This is a genomic window from Rhizobium sp. 01T417 (assembly GCF_056398905.1).
The window spans coordinates 106,173-124,353 of record NZ_JBFTQH010000018.1; the positions used below are offsets into that span (position 1 = coordinate 106,173).

Sequence of the window (18,181 nt, forward strand, 5' to 3'; positions counted from 1 at the left end):
GCGCCGTGAATGAGGCCAAACCTTGGCCACAATAATGTTATCAATAACATTACTACTTGCGGGGGACGCGAGCGCGCTTCATAGGCTGCTAAGAGTTTGTGAACCATAGTCAGCCTATGATTCGCTCCGCGTGCCGGGGCCGGGTTGCATACTGTTGATGGGCTTTTTTGAATGCGCATTCGTCATTTTGCATATGTTTCCCTGATGGCGCTGGCTTTGGCCGGCTGCAACGATGCATTGGAAACCGCCCAGGTCGATCTTTCCAGCGTCAAGAACAAGGTCGAGCAGCCATTGCCGCCACGCATCCTGTCCGAGATGTCGGCCAAGAGCATGCAGCGCAACTCGCCGATCATGATCCGCATCTTCAAGGAAGAAGGCGCGCTGGAGATCTGGAAGGCGAAAACCGACAATCGCTTCGACAAGATCGCCGACTACAAGATCTGCGCCTGGTCTGGCCGCCTCGGCCCGAAGGTAAAAGAGGGCGACCGGCAGGCCCCGGAAGGCTTCTACAACCTGACGCGCGCCAATCTCAATCCGAACTCCAAATACTACCTCGCGATCAACACCGGCTTTCCGAACCGCTATGACGCTGTGAACGGCCACAATGGCACCAACCTGATGATTCACGGCGCCTGCTCTTCGTCGGGCTGCTACTCGATGACCGACCAGCAGGTACTGGAGATCTACGCCTTTGCCCGTGACGCCTTTGCCGGCGGCCAGTCGACAGTGCAGCTTCAGGCCTTCCCCTTCCGCATGACCGCGGAAAACATGGTGCGCCATCGCCTGAACCCGAACATCGAGTTCTGGAACATGCTGAAGGTCGGCTACGACAATTTCGAGGTCACCAAGCGTCCTCCCGAGGTGAATTTCTGCGAGAAGAAATACGTCTTCAACCAGCAGTCAACCGACAATGGCGAGTTCAATCCGGCCGGCAAGTGCCCGGCAATGTCGACGCCGCCGGCGCTGACCGCCGCGCTTGCCTCCTACGGCAAGACCTACGATGCCGACTACGCCAAGGCCATGAAGAAGTATGATGGCATGGCCTGGTACGACCCGAGCGAGGCGGAGCGCAAGGCCGTGGTCGCTAAGCTGCGAAAGGGTCGCGAACTGGCCTATGCACCGACCGGCACCTCGCTGGAGGCGGGCAAGATGGTCAAGGTCGCGGACCTCGAAGAGATGATGGCGAGCAAGACCGCGTCCGCGGTTGCCGCAAATGCGGCGCCCAATGCTACGCCGGCATCCTCCGAAGCAAAGGAAATTGCCGTCGCCGCTGCCGTTCCGGCTCAGGTTCCGATCCCAACGCCGAGCCCGCTGGCATTCGCGCCGGTACAACAGCCCGAACCGGTGGAAGTCGCCTCGAAGAAGCCGTTCTGGAAATTCTGGGGCAGGGACTGACGGCGTGAGCGCCATCCTCTATGACCTACGCGGGCTAAAGTGCCCGCTTCCCGTGCTGAAGACCCGCCGCAAGATGTCCTCCCTTCCGAGCGGCTCACTGATCCGCGTCGAAACGACAGATCCGCTCGCTGGCATCGACATCCCTCATTTCTGCAACGAAGACGGCCACGAACTGATCGAGGCTGAGACGACGGAAGGCGGCCACCGCTTCCTCATCCGCAAGCGATAGATTAAAATCGCATTCCCGGCACGGCAAGCGGATTGTCGTGCAGCGCGGTGCGATCCGGCGTGTCGATGCGCGGCTTGCCGAGAAACGCGTCGAACAGATCCTTGACGAAGGCTTCCGGCAGATCCTTGGTGATCAGCACCATGCGCGTGCGCCTGTCCTGAGGGTCGGGCCATGCGGGCAGGCGCGATGGCTGATGGAAGATGCTCTGCACGCCGTGAAGCACCAGCGGCCGATCCGGGCGGTCCGAGACCGCGACGATCGCCTTCATCCGCAGCAGCTTGTCGCCATGCGCCGAACGCAAGAGATCGATGAACATGTCGAGCGCCATCGGGTCGATCGGCTTGTCCTCGACGATCGAGAAGGACCGGATCGATGCATCGTGGCGGTTCACATCATGTGGGTCCTGGTGATCGTTCCCGTGATGATGATGGTGATGGTCGTCAGCACCATGGTGATGATGGTCATGCTGGTGATGCGCCTCATGCGCATCCTCATCCCGCAGCCAGCGTCCGACGTCGGCAATCTTGTTTGTCGGATCGTAGAGGCCGTTGACGAGCACACTGACCTGCCCTGCTTCGGCGCTGTCGGCATCCATCAATGCGGCACGCGGATTGAGCGCATCGAGACGCGCCTCCAGTGCTTCCAACACGTCTGGCGAAGCCATTGTCCGCTTGGAGAGAATCAGCCGATCGGCAACCGCGGCCTGCTTCACCGCTTCCTCGTGATTGTCGAGGGTCTGCGAGCCGTTGACTGCATCGACCACCGTCACGATGCCATCGAGGTCGAAATTGGTGGCGATGATGGGGTTGCCCATGATCGCCTGCATGACCGGTGCCGGATCAGCAAGGCCGGTCGTCTCGATCACGACGCGCTTCACCGGCTTGACGCGGCCCGTCTGTACCGCGTCCATCAGATTTGCGAGGGTATCGACGAGCTCTCCGCGCACCGTGCAGCATAGGCAGCCGTCCGACAGTTCGATGATCGCATCGCCCGAGCTTTCCACCAGTAGATGATCGATGCCGACATCACCGAACTCGTTGATGATCACGGCGGCGTCCTTCATCGCCGGATCCTTGAGGATCCGGTTCAGCAAGGTGGATTTGCCGGCGCCAAGAAAGCCGGTCAGGATGGTGACCGGTATCCGATCGGAAACAGCGCTCATGTCAAAGTGGCCTCAGAAAGTGGTCGGGCGTGGCAGCGGAACCGGGACCTTGGCAATCGTTCCCGCGGTATCCGCGGTCGCCAACTTGTCCGGCTGCGGTTCGTTCTGGCCCGGGATCAGTCCTGCGAAGACGAAGTTGGGGTCGTGGTCCATTTCCTGGATATAGGGAGACTGAACCTTCATGCGGCCCACTTCGTCGCGCGTTTCGCTGCGGACCTTGGCACCCTTGGCGCTGCAGATATCGGCGGTAATATCGGCGACCTGATCCTGACCCGGGCCATAGGGCCGTAATGAACTGAGCGTATCGGGCGCGGCAAACTGCGAAGTGAAGCCCTTTTGCAGCAGGTCGGCGGAGGCATCCGCCCGCGCCGCAAGACTGTCCGTGCCGAGCACGACAGAGATCAAGGTACGGCCGTTGCGCGTCGCCGAACCGATCTGGTTGAAGCCCGAGGCGCAGATGAAGCCGGTTTTCATGCCATCGGCGCCGGCAAAACGACCGATCAGCACGTTGATGCTCGGCACGTTCTTGGTGCCCGTCGTGATGCCTTCAAGCGAGAAGTATCCGGCGTATTGCGGGAACTCGCGACGAAGCGCCACGGAAAGGACCGCAAGATCGCGCGCCGTCGTATACTGGCCCTTGCCGGGCAGGCCGTTCGGATTGACGAAATGCGAGTCGGTCATGCCGAGCTTCGCCGCCTCGGCGTTCATCTTCAGCACAAAGGCTTCCTGCGTTCCGCCGACGGCCTCGGCAACGGCAACCGCAATGTCGTTTGCCGACTTGACCATCAGGATCTTCAGCGCGCTGTCGAGCGTCAGCTTCTGTCCCGGCTTGAAATACATCTTTGCCGGCGGCTGGGCTGCCGCCCGCTTGCTCATGACGATGGGGGTATCGAGGCTGATCTGGCCGGCGCGAACCGCGTCGAAAACCGTATAGACGGTCATGAGCTTGGTGAGCGAAGCCGGATACCATTTGCGGAAGGCTTCCTCGTGCTCCAGCACGCGGCCGCTCTGCACATCCACCAGAATATGCGGATTCGCATAGGCCTGAGCGGAGGCCGAGAGCGCGATGGCGGCTGCGGAAGCTACGATTGAAAGCGGCCGCAAGGCGGCAAGCAAACGGTTCTGGCGCGTCAACACGGTTCGTCCTTAAAGATGTCCGGAAGTCTCGAAAGTTTCCCCTATTTAACGTATATGGCCATGACATGGCAAAGGGCCTTGATTAAGTTATTTCTGCGGCATCGTGTCCTTGCGACCCGATCCCGTCCCCGTTTCGATTTCACGACAGGAAGCTGACATGCCGATTTTGAACAGAGCCGCCGAACTTCAAGACGAGGTGACAGAGTGGCGCCGGCATATCCATGCACGCCCCGAACTTCTTTTTGCGGTCGAGAACACCGCCGCCTTCGTGGCTGAAAAACTCAAGGAATTCGGCGTCGACGAGATCGTCACCGGCATCGGCAGGACCGGCGTCGTCGGTCTGATCAAAGGCAAGGGCGAGGGCGGGCGCACCATCGGTTTGCGCGCCGACATGGACGCGTTACCGCTTACCGAAATCAGCGGCAAGCCCTGGGCTTCCACGACACCTGGCAAGATGCATGCCTGCGGTCACGACGGCCATACGGCCATGCTGCTCGGCGCGGCCAAGTATCTGGCCGAGACGCGCAACTTCAACGGCAACATCGCGGTCATCTTCCAGCCCGCGGAAGAAGGCGGCGGCGGTGGCAACCTGATGGTCAAGGACGGCATGATGGAGCGCTTCGGCATCGAAGAGGTCTACGGCATGCACAATCTGCCGGGTCTTCCTGTCGGGCACTTTGCCATCCGTAGCGGCGCGATCATGGCCGCCACCGACGAATTCACCATCGCCATCAAGGGCCGCGGCGGCCATGCGGCCCAGCCGCACCGCACGATCGACCCGATCGCCATCGGCGCTCAGATCGTCAGCAATCTGCAGCTGATTGCCTCCCGCAATGTCGATCCGCTGCGTTCGGTCGTCGTCTCGGTCACCAAGTTCAACGCGGGCTTCGCCCACAACGTCATCCCGAACGACGCGACGATCGCCGGCACCGTGCGCACGCTCAATGAGGAGGTGCGTAACCTCGCCGAAACCCGCCTGAAGCAGGTCGTCAACGGCCTCGTTGCCGCCCACGGCGCAGAGGTTGATATCGACTTCAACCGGAATTATCCCGTCACCTTCAACCACGCGACGGAAACCGGCCACGCCGTCCGCATCGCCGGCGAGATTGCTGGCGCAGGCAACGTCAATGCGGAGATCGACCCGATGATGGGCGGCGAGGATTTCTCCTACATGCTGAACGCCCGTCCCGGCGCCTTCATCTTCATCGGCAACGGAGACACGGCCGGCCTGCACAACCCCGCCTACGATTTCAACGACGAAACCATCGCCCACGGCATTTCCTACTGGGTGCGGCTCGCCGAACAGCGCCTCGGCGCCTGAAATCTGACGTCAGTTACACATGCAAAAGAGCTTGGCTTCCGGCCAAGCCTTTTGTATGCATGACGCTCAAGTGGTCCCGTAGCTCAGCAGGATAGAGCATCAGATTCCTAATCTGAGGGTCACGCGTTCGAATCGCGTCGGGATCACCATTATTTCAGTAACCGTGTCGTACTGCACGCTTCCGCTCTGAGTTCAGGGCAACGGAACCGGCGCGTCGCCGAGCGTTCGCAGATATGCGATCACGTTCAGTCGATCAGTTTCATCAGGCGCTCCACGAATCTCCATGTTTACGCCTGGGGTTGTGAGGGTTGGACCGGCGAGAAAAATGTGAGGTCCTCGAACTTCCAAGTCCCCTCCCACGCCAACAGGGTCTGGGAGTAGCGGTTGAAATTCGCCGATGCCTTGTCGCGCCCGACAACCTTCCAGAGGTTCGGCCACCTGGTGGACCCGCTCTGCGCCTTTGTTGCATGGCACGTGGCGCAGTTGGAGACAAAGAACGCCGCGCCCTTTGTCGGATCACCGTTGGCCAGCTTGGCGGAAATCGGCTCGGGTTTTTGAATAATGACGCCATGAGCCAACACGTAGTCTGCGATCTCGGAGTGGTTGTCGCGCCTTGCAAGGTGGTAGGGCGTGATGATGGCCGGCAGACGAGCCGGATCTCCCCCGCACCCATGTGGCGTTGACGTCTGCGCCAGCTTCAACAAGCACTTTGACGCAATCGAGACAACGGTTCGCCACAGCGATGTGCAGCATTCGCTCACCCCTCGCCGCGGTATTGGGATCAGCACCATGCGCCAAGAGCACTCGCATGAGAACGACGGAGTTGTTCAGGACGGCACCGGTGATCGGCAGACCGATCGCCGACTCCTTGTTCACGTTGGCGCCGCGCTTGATCAGCAACTCTGCCGCTTCGGGATGTTCGCTACGAATGGCCAGGAAAGAGGATTGGCTCCCTTTGTCCTGCTCTTCGATGTCAGCCCCGGCGTCGAGGGCGGCCGCGATGGCAGTCGGGCCGCCGCTCTTCACCGCCTCGTGAAGTGGGCGGCCTTGCGTAGCCCACGCATCGGTCTTCCCCTCCGCCAACACGATGATCGCGAAGTATATACCCCGATCCCCCACCCGAATAGCTCGATCTGCCTTGCCGGCGGTCACGCGCGCCTTCTCGACCCACTGGGCGGCAATCATTTCCACGTGCCAGCGAGGTAGTCAGGCGATGAGGAGAGAAACGCTTTTGGTCTCCGACTACCTAAAGCCGTGACAAAAAACCTTCCAACTCCTCCGCATCGACAGACACGCGATGCCGTTCCTCCGGATAGGCGCCGCTGGCGATGTCGGTAGCGTATTCGCGGAATGCCGCGATCCGTTCAGCCTGGATGCGGTCATATTCGGCCGCCAGGTTGCGATAGACCTTGGCATGGCGCGGATATTTCCCGCGGTTTAGGCCGAGCACGTCCTCGGAGAAGAGATACTGGGCGTCGCATCCGCTGCCGGCGCCCATGGAGATCATGAGCATGGAGGTGTGTTCAGAAATCGCTGCCGCTACCTCGGCCGGCACGACCTCGATCTCCGCGCTGAAGGCACCCGCGGCCTCCAGATCCTTCACTTGCTTGTAGACAAGAGCCGCCGTTTCGGCCGTCTTGCCGACCGCGCGAAAGCCGCCCGTCCATGTGGCATGCGACGGGATAAGCCCCGTGTGTCCGCAGACCGGAATATGCTCGTCGCGCAGCCGCCGGATCGTCTGCAGGCTGGCGGCGCAATAGAAGGCATCGGCCGAGGCCGCCCGCATCTTTACCGCCGAGCGCAGGATCTCATCGGTGGTGGCGCCGCTCTGGCCGTATTCGCCACCCGGAATGGCAAAACGCCCCGGGGCGGCATCGCGGAACCGCGGATCGAAAAGAAGTTCCGGCGGCACGGAAATCAGGTCGATGCCGGCAGCCTCGGCCGCTTCCGCCTCTTCGAGCGACACGACGCGCAGCATGCTGAGTTGCCGCTTGCCCTTCATCGCTAGGAGGTCATGCACAGTCGGTCGCAGTTGTTTGCCCATCGCCGATACCTTGAGAATGCGGCAGCCAGTCAGGCGGCCAGGAGGGATTTCAGTTTGACGCTGCTTGCGACAAGCGCTGCCGGATCCGGATGCGCGCGCGCCGCAATCAGCATTTCGGCAAGCCGGATATCGCGCGCGACCACGTTGCCGCGACCGATGCCGCTGGCCGCAAGCAGCCTGCCGGCTTCATCGAGATGAAAGAGAATGAAAGCGCCGTCGCCGAGGTCGCGGCGCAAATGCTGAACGGCGCCCTCCGCGAGGCCGACGATCTGCAGCGTTACGTCATACTGATCGGACCAGAACCAGGGAACGGCGGAAACGGATGTGCCAAGCCCCATCATGTTGGCGGCGGCCAATGCTCCCTGTTCCTGGGCATTCCGCCAGGATTCGAGCCGCACACGCCGGCCGCCATAGATCGCGAGGGGGAAGGAGCAGCAGTCGCCGGCTGCGTAGATGTCAGGCGCCGAGGTGCGCAGGAATTCATCGACGGCAATCCCATTGTCGATTGTGAGACCGGCCCGCGCGGCAAGCTCCGTATTGGGAGTGGCGCCGATTCCGATAAGCACGAGGTCCGCGCCGATCATATTGCCGTCGGACAGGTGGACAACGGCCTTTTCGTCGTCTTCCGCAATGGCTGTTATAGCCACCCCGCAGCGGATATCGACGCCCTCGAGCGAATGCCGTTCGCAGATCACCCCGGCAACTTCCTCCGGGACGCCGCGCTTCAGCACGCGTTCCAGGCCCTCGAGGACCGTTACGGAAGTTCCGAGCGCACGCGCCGTCGCGGCAAGCTCCAGGCCGATAAAGCCGCCGCCGATGATGACAATATGCTTTCCGGGCACCATTGCCCTGCGAAGTGCCACCGCATCGGCATGGGTGCGCAGCGAGCAGATATGCTTGCTGTCCTCGGCAATATCAGGAAGCACCCGCGCACGGGCGCCGGTCGCGAGCAACAGCTTGTCATAGGCAATGGTAGAGCCATCGGAAAGCGTAACGGACTTTGCTTGACGGTCGAGATCCTGAACCGTCAGGCCGGTCAGCAGACTGATGCCGCCTGCGGCATATCTCTCCAGTTCGGCGATGAATTTCGGTTCCTCAGTCCCTTGGTCGGACGCCTTCGAAAGCGGCGGCCGCTCGTACGGCGCGAGCGCCTCGCTTCCAATCAGCGTGATCTCGCCGTCAAATCCCTTTTCGCGGAGGGCAAATGCCGCGCGGGCGCCGCATTCCCCTGCCCCGATGATCACGAAATGGGTCATGACAGCCTCCTCAGATCGAGATGAAGACAGCGCCGTCTTCGACCTTCACGGGATAGGTGCCGAGGTTGACGCAAACCGGCGCTCCCTTCGCCTGCCCCGTTTTGTAGTTGAAACGGCCATTGTGCTTGGGACATTCGATGATCTCGTCCATGACCAGGCCGTCGGCCAGATGGACCTGCTCGTGCGTGCACAATCCGTCCGTTGCAAAGAATTCATCGTCGGGGCTGCGATAAACCGCGAACGTCCTGCCCTGGTGATCGAACCGCATCACGTCCTCTTCGTCGATGTCCTCGACGGCACAGACCTCGATCCAATTTCCGCTCATCTCGTCCTCCCAGGCTTATGCTTGGCGTTGTTTATTGGGCAGCCGGCGCAAGCTCGGCGTGGAATTCCTCGCGATAGGGACGCGCCGTCGCCGGCAGTTCGCGCTTCAGGAAATAGTCCTCATTGCGCAGCTGGCGCAGGAATGCCGGGAGCATCTCGCGATAGCCGGACCAGATCGACGGGTTTGCCGCCGGCAGGTCGTGCTTGATCATCGCATGCAGGCGCGGCAGCGCATGGTAGGGCACCATCGGGAACATGTGGTGCTCGACGTGATAGTTCATGTTCCAGTAGATGAAGCGGCTGATGGGGTTCATGTGAACCGTGCGGCTGTTCAGACGATGGTCGATGACATTGTCCGCGAGGCCCCCATGCTGCAACAGTCCGGTCAGCACATGATGCCACGCGCCATAGAGCCTGGGCAGGCCAATCAGCACCAGCGGCAGGATGGAGCCCATCGCAATCGCAACGGCGATCGTCGCGACATAGATGGCAAGCCAGATGCGGGCGATAAATATCGCGCGGGGCTGTTCCATCTCGGGGATGAAGGTCTTCTCCTCTACGCCGATGACGCCGACGGCATTGCGCAGCATGTCGACCATCGCGTGCCAGACATCGAGAATGCCGAAGAAGTTCAGGATCAGCCGCAGCAGATCCGGCGGACGCATTACCGCAATTTCGGGATCGCGGCCGACGATGACAGTGTCGGTATGATGGCGCGTATGGCTCCAGCGCCAGGTCACCGGATTGCGCATGATCATGAAGCAGGCGATCTGATAGACCGCGTCGTTCATCCAGCGCGTCTTGAAGGCCGTGCCGTGACCACACTCGTGCCAGCGGCTATCCGATGCCGAACCGTAAAGCACCCCATATGCCAGAAAGAAGGGCACGCAGAGCCACGAGCCCCAGAAGTAGACGCCAAGTCCGCCAAGGAGGATCATTGCGCCCAGCCAGATGATCGTGTCAAGGATAGCCGGAGCGTCGGAGCGCTGCATCAGCGCTTTCATGTCCTTGCGCGCAACCTCGGTGTGATACCACTCGGCGGCGGCCAATCCCATGTCAACGGCTGTGCGGCCGCTTTCACCGAGCAGGCTGTAGTCCCGCTTCCTCGTCTGATCAGCCATCTCAACCTCCCGCATGCCATCCCTCCCGGCCTATGCAGACGAGAATATGTTGACTTTCATCAAGCGACAATGCAGCCTTGATGTATTCTATCAAAAGACATCATTGCGACCACATCACAATGATGGATTCTTGCAAGGACCGAATGGTGAAGCGACCGACAATACAGGATCTGGCGAATGCTTCGGGCGTCAGCGTCGCGACGGTCGATCGTGTGCTGAACGGCCGGCATCGGGTTAGGGAGGAGACGGCACGGCGGGTCTATAACGCGGCGGCCTCTATCGGCTACCATGCGGTCGGCTTGCTCCGGCAACGGGTATTCCAGGACCTCCCGCATCATCGGCTGGGCTTTCTTCTGCAGCGTCCGACGCAGTCGTTCTACCAAACGCTCGCCAGGGAAATCGAGCAAGCGGCGCATGCCAACACATCGTCTCGCATAACCGCCCAGATCGAATATGCGACGGCGTCCACGCCTGCTGCGATCATTGAAAAGCTGAAGCTTCTCGCCAGCCGCAACCAGGCGATCGCATTGGTCGGTCCGGACTATCCGGCCGTCGCGGCCGAGGTTGAAGATCTGAAGGCCAGGGGCATTCCTGCCTTTTCCATTCTGTCCGATCTCGCCAGTGGCGTGCGACAGGGTTATATCGGGCTGAACAATCGAAAGGTCGGCCGCACGGCCGCCTGGATGATCGCAAAGGCTGCCAAGAAACCCGGCAAGGTCGCCTGCTTCGTCGGTAGCCACCGCTATCATGGACATGAACTGCGCGAGATCGGCTTCCGCTCTTATTTTCGAGAGAACGCCCCGGATTTCGAGGTTCTCGAGACGCTGATCAACCTCGAAACCCCTGAAATAACGCACGAAGCCACCATCAATCTCCTCAAGCAGCACCCTGATCTCGTCGGCTTCTATGTCTGCGGCGGCGGCATGGAAGGCGCGATCTCCGCCGTTCGCGAAGAAGGTCTCGCCGGCAAGCTTGTCGTCGTCGTCAACGAACTGACGCCGGACTCGCGCTCGGCACTCGCCGACGACGTGGTGACCATGGCGATCGCGACGCCCGTCAGGAACCTCTGCACCGAGCTGATCACATTGATGACAACCTCGATAGGATCAGAGGACGACGCGGTCCCGGGTCAATCGTTCCTGCCCTTCGATATCTACACCTCGGAGAACATCTAGCCCTGCCGGCGACCCGTCCTCCGCCTTAGCGCCGTGCGGCCCAGGACAATCCGCGTCGAAGAATGAGGCGCATATAGGGGTGGTCGAACTCGCTCGCGACATGGCCGAGAGCGGAATAGAACACACGCCCCTGCCCGAACTGGCGCTTGAAGGCAACGGGCATTGTCACGTTGCGGGCGGCCGAATCATACTCTCCGGAAAAGCGCGTCGTCGCCAGGATTTCGACCGACGGATCGTAGTGGAGGTAGTACTGCTCGGACCGATAGTCGAAGTCGGGAATCCCCTCCATCACAGGATCATGCTGACGGGTCACGTTGACGCGGAAATCGATGATGTTGCCGGGATGGGAGACCCATGTTACCCCGGAGACATACCGGAACGGTGCGCTCTCCTTGAATGAAGTCGCCAGCGCGCCGTGATGCCCCCCGAGGCCGAGACCGCCGCGCACAGCCTCCACCAGCGCGTCTGCGTGCGCCTTCTCGATTTTCTCGCCGGTAACTACAGGCACGAGCAGATCGGCGCCCGCGATCACAGCTGACCCGAAGATGCCAAGGTCGCCGGTCACCTCGACGGCAAAGCCATCCTCGCGCAACAGGTCCGCGACGCGGTGGGCGCACGCTTCAGGCTCGTGGCCGCTCCAACCGCCCCAGACGATGATCGCTTTGCGCATAAGCACTCCCTTGCCGAACACATTGGGCCGCCGAGAGCGGCCAGATCTTCTTTACGACAAGACGGGTCGAGCAAGCCAGTGCAAGCCTTGCCGGACCATATTTTCTTCCGACTCTCGGAAGGCGGAACTTTCCGACCCGTTCTGCGTTTCGCGGAAAACGGAGGGAGTGCTCGCCATGCGTATGAAACTGACGTTGCTTGCATTCGCATATCTTGTCGTCAGCGGCCTGTTGCTGGCAACCACCTATAAATCGGCGGGACCGATCACGACGCCAAAGACAGATCGGGTCGCAGCCTTCCAGATGGAACGCTTCGCCGGCTGAGGGATAACTACGCTACCTTGATATCATTGCGCACGGGCCGCGTTCCCGCGAGAGCGCGCGCGACGGCGGTTGCACGCTCGATCTCGGCTGCCGTGGCAACCATGCCGGTCAGCACGACCTCACGACCTTCAAGCGTCACCTTCACATCAGCCGCATCAATCCCACCAGCGACAGCCAAGGCATTCGCTACGGCCTCCTCGAGCGCGGCATCCTGGTTAGCTCCAGTCTCGGGTTCGAAGGGTTCGCCATAGAACGTCGGTTGCTTGAAAACCATGTGCCTTCCTCCTGTCTCGATTACGAAACGCAGCAATTGGCCGATTGGTTTCGCGCCACCCTGTTAGACATGGCAAGGGAGGGCAACCGCCCTCTCCCGGATTCGCTGGATTTCTGCTGCGCCGCACACTTGCCGCTCATTTCAATCCCCTGTACAGCCAGAGCCAATGCAAGAGTTTTGGCGAAATCACCGATGATGGCAGGCGAAAGTGCGCCGAGGCGCCTCAGTATTTTTGGCTCAACCGGCTCGATCGGACAAAATACGCTCGACGTTATCGAGCAGTTGGGCGGTCGGGACTGCTATGAGATCTCCGTCGTAACGGGCAACGAGAACGTCCAGCTTTTGGCGCAGCAGGCGAAATCGTCAGGCGCCAAGCTTGCGGTCACCGCCAGCGACGGCAAATATCACTCGCTGAAGGAAGAACTGTCCGGCAGCGGCATTGCGGTTGCCGCCGGCGTATCGGGCCTGGCTGAGGCCGCCGACCTCGAGGCGGATTGGGTGATGGCCGCCATCGTCGGCACGGCCGGCCTCGCGCCGACACTGGCCGCCGCCCGCAAGGGCGCAACGATCGCGCTCGCCAACAAGGAATGCCTGGTGTCGGCCGGCGACTTGTTCGTCGATGCAGTGGCAAAGGGCGGCGGACGGCTGATCCCCGTCGACAGCGAACACAGCGCGATCTTTCAGTCTCTCGACGAAGACCAGCGGCACGCCGTCGAACGGATCATCCTGACGGCTTCGGGCGGTCCGTTCCGCACCTGGTCGCGCGCCGACATGGCGAATGTGACCGCTGCAACGGCGCGAGCGCACCCGAACTGGTCGATGGGACTGAAGATCTCGGTCGGAAGTGCCTCGATGTTCAACAAGGCGCTGGAGATGATCGAGGCGAAGCATCTCTTCGGCGTTCGCCCGGACCAGATCGAAGTGATCGTCCACCCGCAGTCGATCATTCACTCGATGGTCGGCTACACGGATGGATCGATCATCGCCCAGCTCGGCAGCCCCGATATGCGGACGGCGATCGGTTACGCGCTCGACTACCCGCGCCGACCAACACTGAACGTCGAGCGACTGGATTTCGCCAAGCTCTCGCGCCTCGACTTCGAGGCACCGGATGAACAGCGTTTCCCGGCGCTCAGGCTGGCGCGCACCGCGCTGGAACGCGGCGGCCTACAGGGCGCCATCATGAATGCGGCCGAGGAAATTGCGTTTCACGCGTTTGTCGAGGAACGGATCGGCTTCCTGTCCATGGCCGACATTGCCGAAGCGGTGATGGACAAGATGATCGCAACCGGCGAAGCGAAGACGATGGACGACGTCTTTGCCGCCGATACCGAAGCCCGCAGGCTCGCTGCCGAACTGGTAGCCCTCAGCGAAAAGGCCGCCTGACGGCGGCCCAATCTTTTCCCAAACAATGTACCTTTAGGCCACGTGCCGCGCCAGCGCGCAGCGCGCCCAGAGCGAATGCAGCGCTTCGACGAGATGTTCGATGTCGGCGTCGCTGTGCAGCGGCGTCGGGGTGATGCGCAGGCGCTCGGTCTTCTTCGGCACCGTCGGGTAGTTGATCGGCTGCACGTAGACACCGCAATTGTCGAGCAGCAGGTCGGAGATCCACTTGCACTTGGCGGCATCGCCAACCATGACCGGCACGATGTGGCTCGGGTTCGGCATGTGCGGAATGCCGCGCTGATCGAGCAGCGCCCTCAGCTTGCGGACACGATCCTGGTGGCGCGCGCGCTCGAASGGGCTGACCTTCAGATGCTGGATCGARGCAACCGCACCGGCAGCAAGGGCCGGCGGCAGCGCCGTCGTGAAGATGAAACCAGAGGCAAACGAGCGGATGAAGTCGCACAGCGCCGTCGAGGCGGCGATGTAGCCGCCCATGACGCCGAATGCCTTGCCGAGCGTGCCTTCGATGACCGTCAGGCGGTCCATCAGGCCCTCGCGCTCGGCAATGCCGCCGCCGCGCGGACCGTACATGCCGACGGCATGCACTTCGTCGAGATAGGTCATCGCGCCGTACTTGTCGGCGAGATCGCAGATCTCCTTGATCGGAGCGATGTCGCCATCCATCGAGTAGACCGATTCGAAGGCGATCAGCTTCGGCGCCTTCGGATCTGCTGCGGCCAGCTTGGCTTCGAGATCATGGATGTCGTTGTGCTTCCAGATCACCTTGTCGCACTTGGCGTAGCGAATGCCTTCAATCATCGACGCATGGTTCAGCGCGTCGGAGAAGATGATCAGGCCGGGGATCTTGGCGCCGAGCGTGCCGAGCGCYGCCCAGTTGGARACRTAGCCCGASGTGAAGATCAGYGMCGCTTCCTTGCCGTGCAGGTCGGCMAGCTCGCGCTCAAGCAGAACGTGGTAGTGGGTGGTGCCAGAGATATTCCGGGTGCCTCCCGCACCCGCGCCACAGTGATCGATGGCGTTCTTCATCGCCTCGATCACCTTCGGGTTCTGGCCCATGCCGAGATAGTCGTTGGAGCACCAGACCGTGACATCTCCGTCAAGTTGCTGAACATCTCGCAGGCTCCGTGAGGAAGCGCGGCAACATTTGGAACGCGCCATGCTGTCGCGCCTTTTGTGCTGCCGGTCGGGCTTCGTGCAATTGGGGCCCTGAAGGGGTCTTCAAATATTTTCGATCACTCCGGGTCGCTTCGAGATGTTTGACCAGGATCAATTATAGAGGCGCAATCAGGCGCTATGGCTCGTGGCATGAGTTCATATTCAAACGTCGCAAAATACGTCAGAGGCCTCGCGCAGCCCACCCGGTTCGTCGAAATGTCTGGTCGGGCAATCCCCGTTCTATCGGCACTGACGATGCTGTTCTTTCTGATTGGCCTTTACCTCGCCTTCAGTTCCGATGTGGACTACCAGCAAGGCGCGACTGTCAGAATAATGTATGTTCACGTTCCTTCGGCGTGGATGGCGATGCTGTGCTACACGGTCATGACGCTGAACGCCGTTGGATCGCTGGTCTGGCGACACCCTTTGGCAGACGTTTCAGCCCGCGTGGCAGCGCCTCTCGGCGCCGCGTTCACTTTCGTGTCCCTTGTCACTGGCGCGATCTGGGGTAAGCCGATGTGGGGGACCTGGTGGGTCTGGGACGCTCGGCTGACATCCATGTTCGTGCTGTTCATCATGTACCTTGGTATGCTGGCGATCAATCGCGCCGTTGACGAGCCGACGCGGGCTGCCCGCGTCTCCGCGGTTCTCATCATCGTCGGGTTCGTGAACATTCCGATCATCAAATTCTCGGTCGAGTGGTGGAACACACTCCACCAGCCCGCAAGTGTCCTGAGATTTGACGGGCCCGCTCTCGACATCGAATTTCTGCGACCGCTGCTGATCATGGGCCTCGCTTTCACCACGCTCTTTGCGACGCTTTACGTCGCATCGATACGAAACGAGATCTGGCGAAGAAAGCTGATCTCTCATTACAGGCTCGCAGCAAGGGCCGCGTCACAAAGGGATAGTTGAGATGACGCATCAGGAGTATGTTTTCGCCGCTTACGCGCTGGCCTTCTCGGTGATGTTTGCGATGGCGGCGAAGGTTTGGATTACCAGCCGAAGCTACCGCCGACAGGTCGAGGCGCTCGCGGTCGTGCGTCGCCGGCCAAATCGCGAAGAACGCTAGGATGCGGAGTTACCTCGTGGCGGCAATACCGCTCGTCGCATTCCTCGGAATCGCAAGTGCTGTGGGGAACGTGCTGTATCGGGAATCGGCCGACGGATACACTCCTTCTACACTCCCCTCCTCCCTTATCGGCCAACCACACCCACACGTGGATCTTCCACCGCTCGCCGGTTCAGCAATGCCAGGACTGGCGGACGCCGGCATCCGGGGGCGGGTGACCGTCGTCAACATCTTCGCCTCATGGTGCATTCCATGCCGTCAGGAGCACCCGGTCCTGATGGAACTCGCCAAAGACACGCGCATCAAGGTCGTTGCGATCAACTACAAGGACGCTCCCGAAAACGCGTTGCCGTTTCTACGCGAGAACGGGAATCCTTTCGCCGCAATCGGGATCGATGCAAGAGGCAGGGCTTCGATCGACTGGGGCGTTTATGGTGTTCCGGAGACATTCGTCATCAACCGGGATGGACGCATCGTGGCCAAGCACGTTGGTCCACTCGACGCAGCTGCGCTTGCCAAAGATATTCGCCCGTTTTTGGACCAGGCCCTCGCGGGCGGGTGAAGTTCATCTTGACTTGCGACTCGCCTGGCCGATGTCCAATCAGTGGCCGCCACCCGAGCGCCAATCGGAACTTGCCATCTTTGACATCGGTCAAAGATTTCGTTCCGGTGCTTTCCTATATTGCTGTCGCGGGTCGGGCAATGCCCGTGTCAATGCTGGGAACTTGACAGAGGCTTGTTCGATTTCGGGGCGCGAAGCGAACAAGCCTCCTCGTCCCAACGGCTCCAGTAGAGGTGCCATTCGCGACGGCTTCTCAAGGTCATGTTTGCGAAACCAACCGACTGGTTGCTACTGAAGATCGATGTTAGCCCGAGGCTATGTCGGAGCGGTCTGCACTGTCGGGCGTGATAACATGCAGTCGGTCGCGATAGCCGCCGATTCCCAAGCTTTCGACAAGCGTGCGCACTGCTTTTCGCTTCAGATCCGATTCCAGGTGGCCGTCCAGGGTCACCTCGCCGTTCTTGACAGAGACTTGCACCCTTTGCGGCGTCAAACCGAGGTCGGACCTCAGACGCGTACGTACCGCCAGACGAATACTCTCATCCTCCCGAGGAAGCGTGCTCGGCGGCGCGTCGAGAATGATTGCCAGAATGTCGCGCCGGCTCACGATCCCGACAAGTCGCCCGTTCTCGACGATGGGTAACCGCTTGATTCGGTGGGCCTGCAGGCTATCGGCGATGTCTGACACCTCGCTGTCCGGCAATGCGACAATGACGTCGGGAGACATGACATCTGCCACGGACCAGCCATGAGTGCGAATGTAGCGCTCAAGGTCAAGTTCCGAGGTGACTTCGGACACGCGAGATGACCGCAGCGAAACCCGGATTTCCCGTCGGAGGAGAAGATCGCCTTCCGTCAGCATGCCACAAACGCGTCCCTCGTCGCTGACAACCGGAAGGCCGCTGATGTTGTTTTGAAGCATGACGGCGACAGCATGCCGCACACTAGCCGCCGGGCTGATTGAAACCACGTTGGTGGTCATTATGTCCTTGGCCTGCATCTCATGCCTCGCTCTTCCGGAATGCTGCTGGCACGACGGTAGAATGAGCAAAGCAGTTCAACATTGATCTCAGTCAAAGACCATCGCCATGCATAAGTCGGTCGAGTTTTTTCTCTTCCTCCTCGCTGAGGCGACTGCCGGTCGGCACCTCCACGCGACGCCGTGCGAAGACGATCAGCGAGAGGCCGCCTGCGACGGCGAGYAGAAGCGGCGCGCCCCACAGAAGGATCGTCTTCGTCTCGAAGCGCGGCTTCAACAGCACGAACTCGCCGTAGCGCGAGACGATGTAGTTCATCACCTGCTCGTTCGTATCGCCATCGGTCAGCCGCTCGCGCACCAACAGGCGCAGGTCCTTGGCAAGCTCGGCATTGGAGTCGTCGATCGACTGGTTCTGGCAGACCATGCAGCGCAGTTCGGCGGAGATCGCCCGGGCGCGCGCCTCGAGCGCCGGATCGGCAAGAACCTCGTCCGGGTTGACGGCAAAGGCCGGCGCGGCCGACAGAACTATCGCTATCACCAGGAGCAGACGCCTCATCATTCGGCCGGCTCCATGGC

At 61.0% G+C, this 18,181-nt stretch carries 20 protein-coding genes, 1 tRNA gene and 2 pseudogenes; 10 read left to right on the forward strand and 13 right to left on the reverse strand.

Annotated elements, in window-relative coordinates:
* Nucleotides 1–171 precede the first annotated feature (171 nt).
* The gene (locus tag AC1DPR_RS18740; protein ID WP_018857755.1) at nucleotides 172–1,395 is read left to right on the forward strand and encodes a L,D-transpeptidase family protein; all 1,224 of its coding nucleotides are present in this window, start codon (nucleotides 172–174) and stop codon (nucleotides 1,393–1,395) included.
* Between the two features lie 4 nt (nucleotides 1,396–1,399).
* Complete coding sequence (locus AC1DPR_RS18745; RefSeq protein WP_018857754.1) at nucleotides 1,400–1,624, forward strand: sulfurtransferase TusA family protein; 225 nt, start codon at nucleotides 1,400–1,402, stop codon at nucleotides 1,622–1,624.
* Nucleotide 1,625: 1 nt separating this feature from the next.
* On the opposite strand, the gene AC1DPR_RS18750 is transcribed toward AC1DPR_RS18745, so the two are convergent.
* Entirely contained in the window at nucleotides 1,626–2,786 is a 1,161-nt protein-coding gene (locus AC1DPR_RS18750) for a CobW family GTP-binding protein (RefSeq protein ID WP_018857753.1), read from the reverse strand.
* A 12-nt stretch (nucleotides 2,787–2,798) separates the two neighbouring features.
* Nucleotides 2,799–3,923: a D-alanyl-D-alanine carboxypeptidase family protein gene (locus tag AC1DPR_RS18755; protein ID WP_025661862.1), complete on the reverse strand. Its 1,125-nt coding sequence runs from the start codon at nucleotides 3,921–3,923 to the stop codon at nucleotides 2,799–2,801.
* Between the two features lie 157 nt (nucleotides 3,924–4,080).
* Here AC1DPR_RS18755 and AC1DPR_RS18760 point away from each other — a divergent pair, with 157 nt between their 5' ends.
* Together AC1DPR_RS18760 and AC1DPR_RS18765 are read left to right on the forward strand one after the other, a co-directional pair.
* Complete coding sequence (locus AC1DPR_RS18760) at nucleotides 4,081–5,244, forward strand: M20 aminoacylase family protein (RefSeq protein ID WP_018857751.1); 1,164 nt, start codon at nucleotides 4,081–4,083, stop codon at nucleotides 5,242–5,244.
* A 72-nt stretch (nucleotides 5,245–5,316) separates the two neighbouring features.
* Nucleotides 5,317–5,393, forward strand: a tRNA-Arg gene (locus tag AC1DPR_RS18765).
* A gap of 138 nt (nucleotides 5,394–5,531) precedes the next feature.
* Here AC1DPR_RS18765 and AC1DPR_RS18770 read toward each other — a convergent pair.
* From AC1DPR_RS18770 to AC1DPR_RS18795, 6 genes and pseudogenes are all read right to left on the reverse strand, one after another.
* A complete protein-coding gene (locus AC1DPR_RS18770) occupies nucleotides 5,532–5,945 on the reverse strand; it encodes a c-type cytochrome (protein WP_477816874.1) in 414 nt (137 codons plus the stop codon).
* 7 nt (nucleotides 5,946–5,952) lie between these two features.
* Nucleotides 5,953–6,429 (reverse strand): annotated as a pseudogene (locus AC1DPR_RS18775) (hypothetical protein); the annotation flags it as partial.
* A gap of 61 nt (nucleotides 6,430–6,490) precedes the next feature.
* Entirely contained in the window at nucleotides 6,491–7,288 is a 798-nt protein-coding gene (locus tag AC1DPR_RS18780) for a 3-methyl-2-oxobutanoate hydroxymethyltransferase (RefSeq protein ID WP_477816862.1), read from the reverse strand.
* A 29-nt stretch (nucleotides 7,289–7,317) separates the two neighbouring features.
* Entirely contained in the window at nucleotides 7,318–8,544 is a 1,227-nt protein-coding gene (locus AC1DPR_RS18785) for an NAD(P)/FAD-dependent oxidoreductase (RefSeq protein ID WP_169681363.1), read from the reverse strand.
* A 10-nt stretch (nucleotides 8,545–8,554) separates the two neighbouring features.
* On the reverse strand, nucleotides 8,555–8,869 hold the full coding sequence (locus tag AC1DPR_RS18790) for a MocE family 2Fe-2S type ferredoxin (protein WP_018857747.1): 315 nt from the start codon (nucleotides 8,867–8,869) through the stop codon (nucleotides 8,555–8,557).
* A gap of 31 nt (nucleotides 8,870–8,900) precedes the next feature.
* On the reverse strand, nucleotides 8,901–9,989 hold the full coding sequence (locus tag AC1DPR_RS18795) for a fatty acid desaturase family protein (protein ID WP_477816863.1): 1,089 nt from the start codon (nucleotides 9,987–9,989) through the stop codon (nucleotides 8,901–8,903).
* A 143-nt stretch (nucleotides 9,990–10,132) separates the two neighbouring features.
* Between AC1DPR_RS18795 and AC1DPR_RS18800 the strand changes: the two genes are divergently transcribed.
* Nucleotides 10,133–11,164, forward strand: a complete 1,032-nt coding sequence (locus tag AC1DPR_RS18800) for a LacI family DNA-binding transcriptional regulator (RefSeq protein ID WP_192241120.1) — start codon at nucleotides 10,133–10,135, stop codon at nucleotides 11,162–11,164.
* A 25-nt stretch (nucleotides 11,165–11,189) separates the two neighbouring features.
* Here AC1DPR_RS18800 and AC1DPR_RS18805 read toward each other — a convergent pair whose 3' ends face one another.
* Entirely contained in the window at nucleotides 11,190–11,834 is a 645-nt protein-coding gene (locus tag AC1DPR_RS18805) for a ThuA domain-containing protein (RefSeq protein ID WP_477816864.1), read from the reverse strand.
* A gap of 175 nt (nucleotides 11,835–12,009) precedes the next feature.
* On the opposite strand from AC1DPR_RS18805, the gene AC1DPR_RS18810 reads away from it, so the two are divergent.
* Nucleotides 12,010–12,156, forward strand: coding sequence for a hypothetical protein (locus AC1DPR_RS18810; protein ID WP_167354926.1), 147 nt, complete (start codon nucleotides 12,010–12,012; stop codon nucleotides 12,154–12,156).
* Between the two features lie 7 nt (nucleotides 12,157–12,163).
* On the opposite strand, the gene AC1DPR_RS18815 is transcribed toward AC1DPR_RS18810, so the two are convergent.
* Nucleotides 12,164–12,430, reverse strand: a complete 267-nt coding sequence (locus tag AC1DPR_RS18815) for a BON domain-containing protein (protein WP_112660330.1) — start codon at nucleotides 12,428–12,430, stop codon at nucleotides 12,164–12,166.
* Nucleotides 12,431–12,622: 192 nt separating this feature from the next.
* On the opposite strand from AC1DPR_RS18815, the gene dxr reads away from it, so the two are divergent.
* The gene (gene dxr, locus AC1DPR_RS18820; RefSeq protein WP_477816865.1) at nucleotides 12,623–13,816 is read left to right on the forward strand and encodes a 1-deoxy-D-xylulose-5-phosphate reductoisomerase; all 1,194 of its coding nucleotides are present in this window, start codon (nucleotides 12,623–12,625) and stop codon (nucleotides 13,814–13,816) included.
* A 33-nt stretch (nucleotides 13,817–13,849) separates the two neighbouring features.
* Here dxr and hemA read toward each other — a convergent pair.
* Nucleotides 13,850–14,929: pseudogene (gene hemA, locus AC1DPR_RS18825) on the reverse strand (5-aminolevulinate synthase); the annotation flags it as partial.
* Between the two features lie 213 nt (nucleotides 14,930–15,142).
* On the opposite strand from hemA, the gene AC1DPR_RS18830 reads away from it, so the two are divergent.
* Genes AC1DPR_RS18830 through AC1DPR_RS18840 form a run of 3 tightly spaced genes read left to right on the forward strand, consistent with a single transcriptional unit; the run spans nucleotide 15,143 to nucleotide 16,626 of the window.
* Nucleotides 15,143–15,907, forward strand: a complete 765-nt coding sequence (locus AC1DPR_RS18830; RefSeq protein ID WP_477816866.1) for a heme ABC transporter permease — start codon at nucleotides 15,143–15,145, stop codon at nucleotides 15,905–15,907.
* 1 nt (nucleotide 15,908) lies between these two features.
* Nucleotides 15,909–16,064 carry a hypothetical protein gene (locus AC1DPR_RS18835; protein WP_018857488.1) on the forward strand — a complete coding sequence of 52 codons (156 nt, stop codon included), beginning with the start codon at nucleotides 15,909–15,911 and terminating at the stop codon, nucleotides 16,062–16,064.
* 1 nt (nucleotide 16,065) lies between these two features.
* Nucleotides 16,066–16,626 carry a DsbE family thiol:disulfide interchange protein gene (locus AC1DPR_RS18840; RefSeq protein ID WP_477816867.1) on the forward strand — a complete coding sequence of 187 codons (561 nt, stop codon included), beginning with the start codon at nucleotides 16,066–16,068 and terminating at the stop codon, nucleotides 16,624–16,626.
* 304 nt (nucleotides 16,627–16,930) lie between these two features.
* On the opposite strand, the gene AC1DPR_RS18845 is transcribed toward AC1DPR_RS18840, so the two are convergent.
* Entirely contained in the window at nucleotides 16,931–17,626 is a 696-nt protein-coding gene (locus tag AC1DPR_RS18845; protein ID WP_477816868.1) for a CBS domain-containing protein, read from the reverse strand.
* A 73-nt stretch (nucleotides 17,627–17,699) separates the two neighbouring features.
* Entirely contained in the window at nucleotides 17,700–18,164 is a 465-nt protein-coding gene (locus AC1DPR_RS18850; RefSeq protein WP_192241323.1) for a cytochrome c-type biogenesis protein, read from the reverse strand.
* Between the last annotated feature and the right edge of the window lie 17 nt (nucleotides 18,165–18,181).

Bases quoted from the DNA above. Each gene is read 5' to 3' on its own strand.
- AC1DPR_RS18740 (WP_018857755.1), top strand. From the start codon at position 172: ATGCGCATTCGTCATTTTGCATATGTTTCCCTGATGGCGCTGGCTTTG.
- AC1DPR_RS18750 (WP_018857753.1), bottom strand. From the start codon at position 2,786: ATGAGCGCTGTTTCCGATCGGATACCGGTCACCATCCTGACCGGCTTT.
- AC1DPR_RS18760 (WP_018857751.1), top strand. From the start codon at position 4,081: ATGCCGATTTTGAACAGAGCCGCCGAACTTCAAGACGAGGTGACAGAG.
- AC1DPR_RS18780 (WP_477816862.1), bottom strand. From the start codon at position 7,288: ATGGGCAAACAACTGCGACCGACTGTGCATGACCTCCTAGCGATGAAG.
- AC1DPR_RS18785 (WP_169681363.1), bottom strand. From the start codon at position 8,544: ATGACCCATTTCGTGATCATCGGGGCAGGGGAATGCGGCGCCCGCGCG.
- AC1DPR_RS18790 (WP_018857747.1), bottom strand. From the start codon at position 8,869: ATGAGCGGAAATTGGATCGAGGTCTGTGCCGTCGAGGACATCGACGAA.
- AC1DPR_RS18795 (WP_477816863.1), bottom strand. From the start codon at position 9,989: ATGGCTGATCAGACGAGGAAGCGGGACTACAGCCTGCTCGGTGAAAGC.
- AC1DPR_RS18800 (WP_192241120.1), top strand. From the start codon at position 10,133: ATGGTGAAGCGACCGACAATACAGGATCTGGCGAATGCTTCGGGCGTC.
- AC1DPR_RS18805 (WP_477816864.1), bottom strand. From the start codon at position 11,834: ATGCGCAAAGCGATCATCGTCTGGGGCGGTTGGAGCGGCCACGAGCCT.
- AC1DPR_RS18810 (WP_167354926.1), top strand. From the start codon at position 12,010: ATGCGTATGAAACTGACGTTGCTTGCATTCGCATATCTTGTCGTCAGC.
- AC1DPR_RS18815 (WP_112660330.1), bottom strand. From the start codon at position 12,430: ATGGTTTTCAAGCAACCGACGTTCTATGGCGAACCCTTCGAACCCGAG.
- dxr (WP_477816865.1), top strand. From the start codon at position 12,623: ATGATGGCAGGCGAAAGTGCGCCGAGGCGCCTCAGTATTTTTGGCTCA.
- AC1DPR_RS18830 (WP_477816866.1), top strand. From the start codon at position 15,143: ATGAGTTCATATTCAAACGTCGCAAAATACGTCAGAGGCCTCGCGCAG.
- AC1DPR_RS18835 (WP_018857488.1), top strand. From the start codon at position 15,909: ATGACGCATCAGGAGTATGTTTTCGCCGCTTACGCGCTGGCCTTCTCG.
- AC1DPR_RS18840 (WP_477816867.1), top strand. From the start codon at position 16,066: ATGCGGAGTTACCTCGTGGCGGCAATACCGCTCGTCGCATTCCTCGGA.
- AC1DPR_RS18845 (WP_477816868.1), bottom strand. From the start codon at position 17,626: ATGCAGGCCAAGGACATAATGACCACCAACGTGGTTTCAATCAGCCCG.